The following is a 7,024-nucleotide window of genomic DNA, read 5'->3' as shown; positions in this document are numbered from 1 at the left end:
GCCTGCGATAAGCTTCGGGGAGGCGGCAAACAGCCTTTGATCCGGAGATCTCTGAATGGGGGAACCCAGCCATCATAAGATGGTTATCTGCAACTGAATACATAGGTTGTAGAGGCGAACGCGGAGAACTGAAACATCTAAGTACCCGTAGGAAAAGAAATCAACCGAGATTTCCTTAGTAGCGGCGAGCGAACGGGAATTAGCCCTTAAGTTATTATTGGTTTAGTGGAATGTTCTGGAAAGTTCAGCGATACAGGGTGATAGCCCCGTACACGAAAGGCCATTAGTAGTGAGAATGAGTAGGTCGGGACACGTGATATCTTGACTGAATATGGGGGGACCATCCTCCAAGGCTAAATACTCTCTGTCGACCGATAGTGAACCAGTACCGTGAGGGAAAGGCGAAAAGAACCCCTGTGAGGGGAGTGAAATAGAACCTGAAACCGTGTGCATACAAGCAGTGGGAGCATGATTTAGTCATGTGACTGCGTACCTTTTGTATAATGGGTCAGCGACTTACTTGTCTGTTGCAAGCTTAACCGATTAGGGGAGGCGTAGAGAAATCGAGTCTTAATAGGGCGTTCAGTAGCAGGCAGTAGACCCGAAACCCGGTGATCTAGCCATGGGCAGGTTGAAGGTGCCGTAACAGGTACTGGAGGACCGAACACACGTATGTTGAAAAATGCGGTGATGACCTGTGGTTAGGAGTGAAAGGCTAATCAAACCGGGAGATATCTGGTTCTCCTCGAAAGCTATTTAGGTAGCGCCTCATGTATCACTCTCGGGGGTAGAGCACTGTTTCGGCTAGGGGGCCATCCCGGCTTACCAACCCGATGCAAACTCCGAATACCGAGAAGTGCAATCATGGGAGACACACGGCGGGTGCTAACGTCCGTCGTGGAAAGGGAAACAACCCAGACCGCCAGCTAAGGTCCCAAAGTTATCGCTAAGTGGGAAACGATGTGGGAAGGCTAAAACAGCTAGGAGGTTGGCTTAGAAGCAGCCACCCTTTAAAGAAAGCGTAATAGCTCACTAGTCGAGTCGGCCTGCGCGGAAGATGTAACGGGGCTAAGCGATACACCGAAGCTGCGGATGCGTACTTGTACGCATGGTAGAGGAGCGTTCTGTAAGCCGTTGAAGGTGAACCGGGAGGTTTGCTGGAGGTATCAGAAGTGCGAATGCTGACATGAGTAACGATAAGGGGGGTGAAAAACCTCCCCGCCGGAAGACCAAGGTTTCCTGTTCGATGCTAATCAGAGCAGGGTGAGTCGGCCCCTAAGGCGAGGCAGAAATGCGTAGTCGATGGGAAACAGGTTAATATTCCTGTACCGGTGTTAACTGCGATGGAGTGACGGAGAAGGCTAGGCCAGCACGGCGATGGTTGTCCGTGTTTAAGGTTGTAGGCTGAGAACTTAGGCAAATCCGGGTTCTTAAGGCCGAGAGCTGATGACGAGGTCCCACGGGACTGAAGTGGTCGATGCCATGCTTCCAGGAAAAACTTCTAAGCTTCAGGTTAACAGCGACCGTACCCCAAACCGACACAGGTGGTCAGGTAGAGAATACCAAGGCGCTTGAGAGAACTCGGGTGAAGGAACTAGGCAAAATAGTACCGTAACTTCGGGAGAAGGTACGCCGCTGATGGTGAAGTCCTTGCGACGTAAGCTATTGGTGGTCGAAGTAACCAGGTGGCTGCGACTGTTTATTAAAAACATAGCACTCTGCAAACACGAAAGTGGACGTATAGGGTGTGACGCCTGCCCGGTGCCGGAAGGTTAATTGATGGGGTTAGCTTATGCGAAGCTCTTGATCGAAGCCCCGGTAAACGGCGGCCGTAACTATAACGGTCCTAAGGTAGCGAAATTCCTTGTCGGGTAAGTTCCGACCTGCACGAATGGCGTAACGATGGCCACACTGTCTCCACCCGAGACTCAGTGAAATTGAAATCGCTGTGAAGATGCAGTGTACCCGCGGCTAGACGGAAAGACCCCGTGAACCTTTACTATAGCTTCACACTGGACTTAGACATTACTTGTGTAGGATAGCTGGGAGGCTTTGAAGCAGTGGCGCCAGCCATTGTGGAGCCAACCTTGAAATACCAGCCTGGTAATGTTTGAGTTCTAACTCAGGTCCCTTATCGGGATCGAGGACAGTGTGTGGTGGGTAGTTTGACTGGGGCGGTCTCCTCCCAAAGAGTAACGGAGGAGTACGAAGGTGTACTAAGTACGGTCGGACATCGTACGGTTAGCATAAAGGTAGAAGTACGCTTGACTGCGAGACAGACACGTCGAGCAGGTGCGAAAGCAGGTCTTAGTGATCCGGTGGTTCTGTATGGAAGGGCCATCGCTCAACGGATAAAAGGTACTCCGGGGATAACAGGCTGATTCCTCCCAAGAGTTCATATCGACGGGGGAGTTTGGCACCTCGATGTCGGCTCATCACATCCTGGGGCTGTAGCCGGTCCCAAGGGTATGGCTGTTCGCCATTTAAAGTGGTACGCGAGCTGGGTTTAGAACGTCGTGAGACAGTTCGGTCCCTATCTGCCGTGGGCGTTGGAGAATTGAGAAGAGCTGCTCCTAGTACGAGAGGACCGGAGTGGACGAACCTCTGGTGTTCCGGTTGTCACGCCAGTGGCATTGCCGGGTAGCTATGTTCGGACAGGATAACCGCTGAAAGCATCTAAGCGGGAAGCCCCCTTCAAGATAAGTTCTCCCTGAGACTTTAAGTCTCCTTAAGAACCGTTGAAGACTACGACGTTGATAGGCAAGGTGTGGAAGTGTTGTGAGGCATTAAGCTAACTTGTACTAATTGTTCGTGAGGCTTGACCATATAACACCCAAATGGTCTTTACATCTGAGGATGTAAAAGCGCAACTGACTTGTGTGAATCAAATAATTAACCGAATTGAAGACAGACGACGTGAAAGCGTCGGATGAAATATCAGCCAGTTTTGCCTGGTGACATTAGCGAACGGGAACCACCTGATCCCTTCTCGAACTCAGAAGTGAAAACGTTCAGCGCCGATGGTAGTGTGGGGTCTCCCCATGTGAGAGTAGGTCATCGCCAGGCATTTAATACAAACCCGAATCATTGCAAGGTGGTTCGGGTTTTTCCTTTTGGGAGACCCGTTTTTTAGTGGGGTCGCGAATCGTCGCACCGCCCCATGTGAGAGTAGGTCATCGCCAGGCATTTAATCAGAAGAAAGCCCATCCAAGCGGATGGGCTTTTTTTTGATTAAAATTTTGTGAACCTAGAGTTGCTTTGAAGGGCTCATGTGACAAATTCGCCGGGAGCGAATTTGAACATCGGAGGCACGACGATGGCCCCGAAGGGGTGTAGGGCAGGAAGCCCGGAATAAAGTAGGTCATTTTCAAATTGCTATCGGGTGCCGATACTCGCCAGGCCGAGACGTCGGACCGATTTAATTAAAAAGAAACCCACCTTCACGGTGGTTTTTTTTGATTAAAATTTGATGAAACTAGAGTTGCTTTGAGTTCTTCACCTGCTACGCAGGCCAGCTAACGCTGTTCTGATTGGCTCCAGACAAATCTTGGTGAACATCGGCGAGAATCTTTCCAGAAGATTCTTTCGCATTCCCACCATCCATGGTGGTCAGAGTCACGACGATGGCCAGAACTCTTTATTAGAGACGTTGGGGGTGGGCAGGTTTATGCTCCTGCAAAACCTGCATTCTTTACATCCCTGTAAATCAGGGCAGGATGCCCGGAATAAAGTAGGTCATTTTCAAATTGCTATCGGGTGTTGATACTCGCCAGGCCGAGACGTCGGACCGATTTAATCAAAAAAAAGCCCATCCGTTTGGATGGGCTTTTTTCTGATTAAAATTTTATGAACCTAGAATTGCTTTGAAGGGCCATGTGACAAATTCGCCGGGAGCGAATTTATTCGCAACGTCCTTGTTGCTCACCTGCTACGCAGGCCAGCTAACGCTGTTCTGATTTGCTCCAGGCAAATCTTGGTGAACATCGGCGAGAATCTTTCCAGAAGATTCTTTCGCATTCCCACCATCCATGGTGGTCAGAGTCACGACGATGGCCAGAACTCCTTATTAGAAGTATGGAGCAGAACTCTTTATTAGAGACATGGGGTGGGCAGGTTTATGCTCCTGCAAAACCTGCATTCTTTACATTCCTGTAAATCAGGGCCGGTTGATTAGATCTGTCGTATTAAAGCGGGCGATTAATTGAGAAAGCTAGTGACCGAAAAGTCGCAATGCAGGCTTGCGACCAAGGCAAATTTAAAAAGTGATTAAGAATTTTCGCTCCTTAACTCTTGTGTTAATCAATATTTAAATCTCGTTTTATGGTTAGAAAGTTCAACTGGCGTTAACCTTAAAACCTCGTTAGGATGCCATTAAATATGGAATGAAAGGAATGGTTATGCGTCGAGTTTTATTTTTCCTTATTATGATTGCTCAGGTATATGTTGTCGCTAAAGCGAATGACACTACAAATATTCTTTCATTAAAAGAACGCTCTGAATTCATCGATAAGCTCTTAGCTGAACGCATTGACAAAGTGCTTCCACAGTTAATGATCCGGTCCGATATCGATATGTGGTTAGTGATTAGCCGAGAGTACAATGAAGACCCTGTTATTAAAACGCTACTGCCAGCAAACTGGATGTCGGCAAGAAGAAGAACCATTTTATTAATGTATCTACCAGCGGAAGAAAAAGGTAAACAGAATCCTAAAGTTGAAACCTTAGCGGTGGCACGTTATGCCGTGGGTGAGAAGTTTAAAAGTGCTTGGAATAAAGAGCAGCAACCAGACCAATGGGCGCGTCTGGTAGAGCTAATTACAGAGCGAAAACCCAATAAAATTGGTGTCAATTTTTCAAGGGTCTATGGTTTAGCCGATGGGATTAACGCGACTGATCTTGAGTTGTTAAAAGAAAGCTTACCCAAAGATTTCCATTCTAAAATTGTGTCAGCAGAATCCTTAGCGATCGGTTGGCTAGAAACTCGAAGTGAGTCAGAGTTGAAGATCTATCCTAAAATTGTCGGCATTGCCCAAAGTATTATTAAAGAGGCGTTTTCTAACAATGTAATTACTCCAGGTCAAACGACAACGGAAGATGTTGTTTGGTGGATGCGAGAAAAAGTAGCAGAATTAAAGATGGATATCTGGTTTCACCCGACGGTGTCTATTCAAAGGAAAGATAGCCAAGAGTTTGATCATATTTCTGCATTTTCAAAAGATAAAGCTGAGACTGTTATTATGCCCGGTGATCTATTGCACACCGACTTTGGAATAACTTATTTGAGGCTTAATACGGACACTCAACAACATGCTTATGTTTTGGATAAGTGTGAGAAAGATGCCCCAGAAGAATTGAAACAAGCATTGGCAGAGGGAAATCGCCTACAAGATATTTTAATGAATAACTTTGTCGTCGGCAGAACAGGTAATCAATTACTTAAAATGTCACGAAAAGAAGCGCTGGAGGAAGGCTTGAATCCGAGTATTTATAGTCATCCTCTGGGGTTTCATGGCCATGGCGCAGGCCCTTCAATAGGAATGTGGGATAACCAAAATGGAGTGACGACAGGAGACTATCCTCTGTTTGATAGCACGGCATATTCGATTGAACTTAATATCGAAAAGCCTATCGAACGCTGGGGTAAATCGATTCGAATAATGCTAGAAGAAGATGCAAGTTTTAAAGCCGGTAAAATCAACTTTTTACACGGACGACAAAAGCAATTTCATTTAATCACTAGCGACTCAAATTGTGAACCTTAGAGCTAAAGCCTGATATTTATGCCACTACTCGTGGACACGAGCAGGATGTTACGAGCAATCACAAAAGTAATAAAAAGTAACATAGGCTAACAAACGAGTCGTTTATAATTCTTCTAAAAGGATATAAAATAACCAAACAGAAGCAAAGTGAGATCCATCATGTCAATTGATAGTGCCTATTTTTTACTATTTCTAATTGCTTTAGTCGCGATGATGGCTCAGCTATTAATTCGTCCCGTGAGAACTGAAAACATCTTATTCGCAATTCTTTGTGCTTCATTAGTGATGGTCGCTTTACAAACTTTGACCGCACAAGTCTCAAGCCCCTATCAATACGTGTTTGCACTTGGCACCTGTGCGACGTGTAATGTGGTTTGGCTAATTTCTCGTGCGATGTTTAGGGACAGTGACAGTATTAAATTACGACATTATATCGTGGCTATTATTATTGCTCTGTTAGTTATCAGTAGTCGAAGTATTGATCTGTTAGTGTCTGTTGAATGGCTGTCTCAAGACAATATCTCATGGCTAAAGCGCTCTATTGGAGAGGTAACCCAGCTGCTGTCATCGACCGTTTTAGCCTTGGCATTTTGGGAATCAGTCAAGAATTTCAGTGCAGCAACGAAACCGGCAAAGGTACAAAGAGTGTTATTTGCAACGACATTTTTCGCCGGTGTTTTCAGTTGCACAGTAATAGTTCAAGGTTTTATATCTGAAACTGAGCAATCAACTCTTCGACCTTGGTTTGTTGTTTGCTCAGCAATAGCTATCATCACCTGTATATGGATGGTGTTAGTTTTACAACATCTAGAACGTAAAGCGGTCGCTAGCGTTGAAGATGTAGCCAATGAACCTCAAGAAAATAAACAAGATCAGCTTCTATTGCAGCAGTTAGAGTCTCTAATAATTGATCAGAAAATTTTCTTACGGCCTGATGTAAAAATGATCGATCTAGCGAATCTGTTAAGTGTATCTGAATATAAAGTGAGCCGCATTATTCGACATGCAACGACAGCCAATAACTTTAACCAATATATCAATCGTTTTAGAGTCGAGTATGCAAAGCAATTACTCATAGAAAAACAAAGTCAACACTGGACCGTTTTGGTTATCAGTATGGAGTCAGGGTTTGCATCGCTTGCGCCTTTTAATCGAGCATTTAAGGCGCAAGTAGGGTGTACGCCGAACCAGTTCAGGAGTCGACATCTAATCGACAGTTTAGATAAGCCTCTACCTGCTTAATACCGGTTACAATAGATGCG

2 protein-coding genes and 2 rRNA genes (1 of these 4 cut by a window edge) are annotated in these 7,024 nt (G+C 45.8%); all 4 read left to right on the top strand.

Features of this window, described 5'->3' with window-relative positions; translation table 11 throughout:
* Positions 1 to 2,826: ribosomal RNA gene (locus Q9312_RS05455) — 23S ribosomal RNA — on the top strand (it extends 63 nt beyond the left edge of the window).
* A gap of 124 nt (positions 2,827 to 2,950) precedes the next feature.
* A 5S ribosomal RNA gene (rrf, locus tag Q9312_RS05450) occupies positions 2,951 to 3,066 on the top strand.
* A gap of 1,331 nt (positions 3,067 to 4,397) precedes the next feature.
* Complete coding sequence (locus Q9312_RS05445) at positions 4,398 to 5,762, top strand: M24 family metallopeptidase (RefSeq protein ID WP_309203576.1); 1,365 nt, start codon at positions 4,398 to 4,400, stop codon at positions 5,760 to 5,762.
* A 159-nt stretch (positions 5,763 to 5,921) separates the two neighbouring features.
* On the top strand, positions 5,922 to 7,004 hold the full coding sequence (locus tag Q9312_RS05440; RefSeq protein ID WP_309203574.1) for a helix-turn-helix domain-containing protein: 1,083 nt from the start codon (positions 5,922 to 5,924) through the stop codon (positions 7,002 to 7,004).
* The last annotated feature ends 20 nt before the right edge of the window (positions 7,005 to 7,024 follow it).

Origin of the sequence: Pleionea litopenaei (assembly GCF_031198435.1) — a bacterium.
Classification (GTDB): Bacteria; Pseudomonadota; Gammaproteobacteria; order Enterobacterales; family Kangiellaceae; genus Pleionea; species Pleionea litopenaei.
Note: the sequence above shows the minus strand (reverse complement) of the source record. Positions and strands in the feature narration are given on the sequence as shown.

Coding starts and splice junctions, on each gene's coding strand:
- Q9312_RS05445 (WP_309203576.1), top strand. CDS start 4,398: ATGCGTCGAGTTTTATTTTTCCTTATTATGATTGCTCAGGTATATGTT.
- Q9312_RS05440 (WP_309203574.1), top strand. CDS start 5,922: ATGTCAATTGATAGTGCCTATTTTTTACTATTTCTAATTGCTTTAGTC.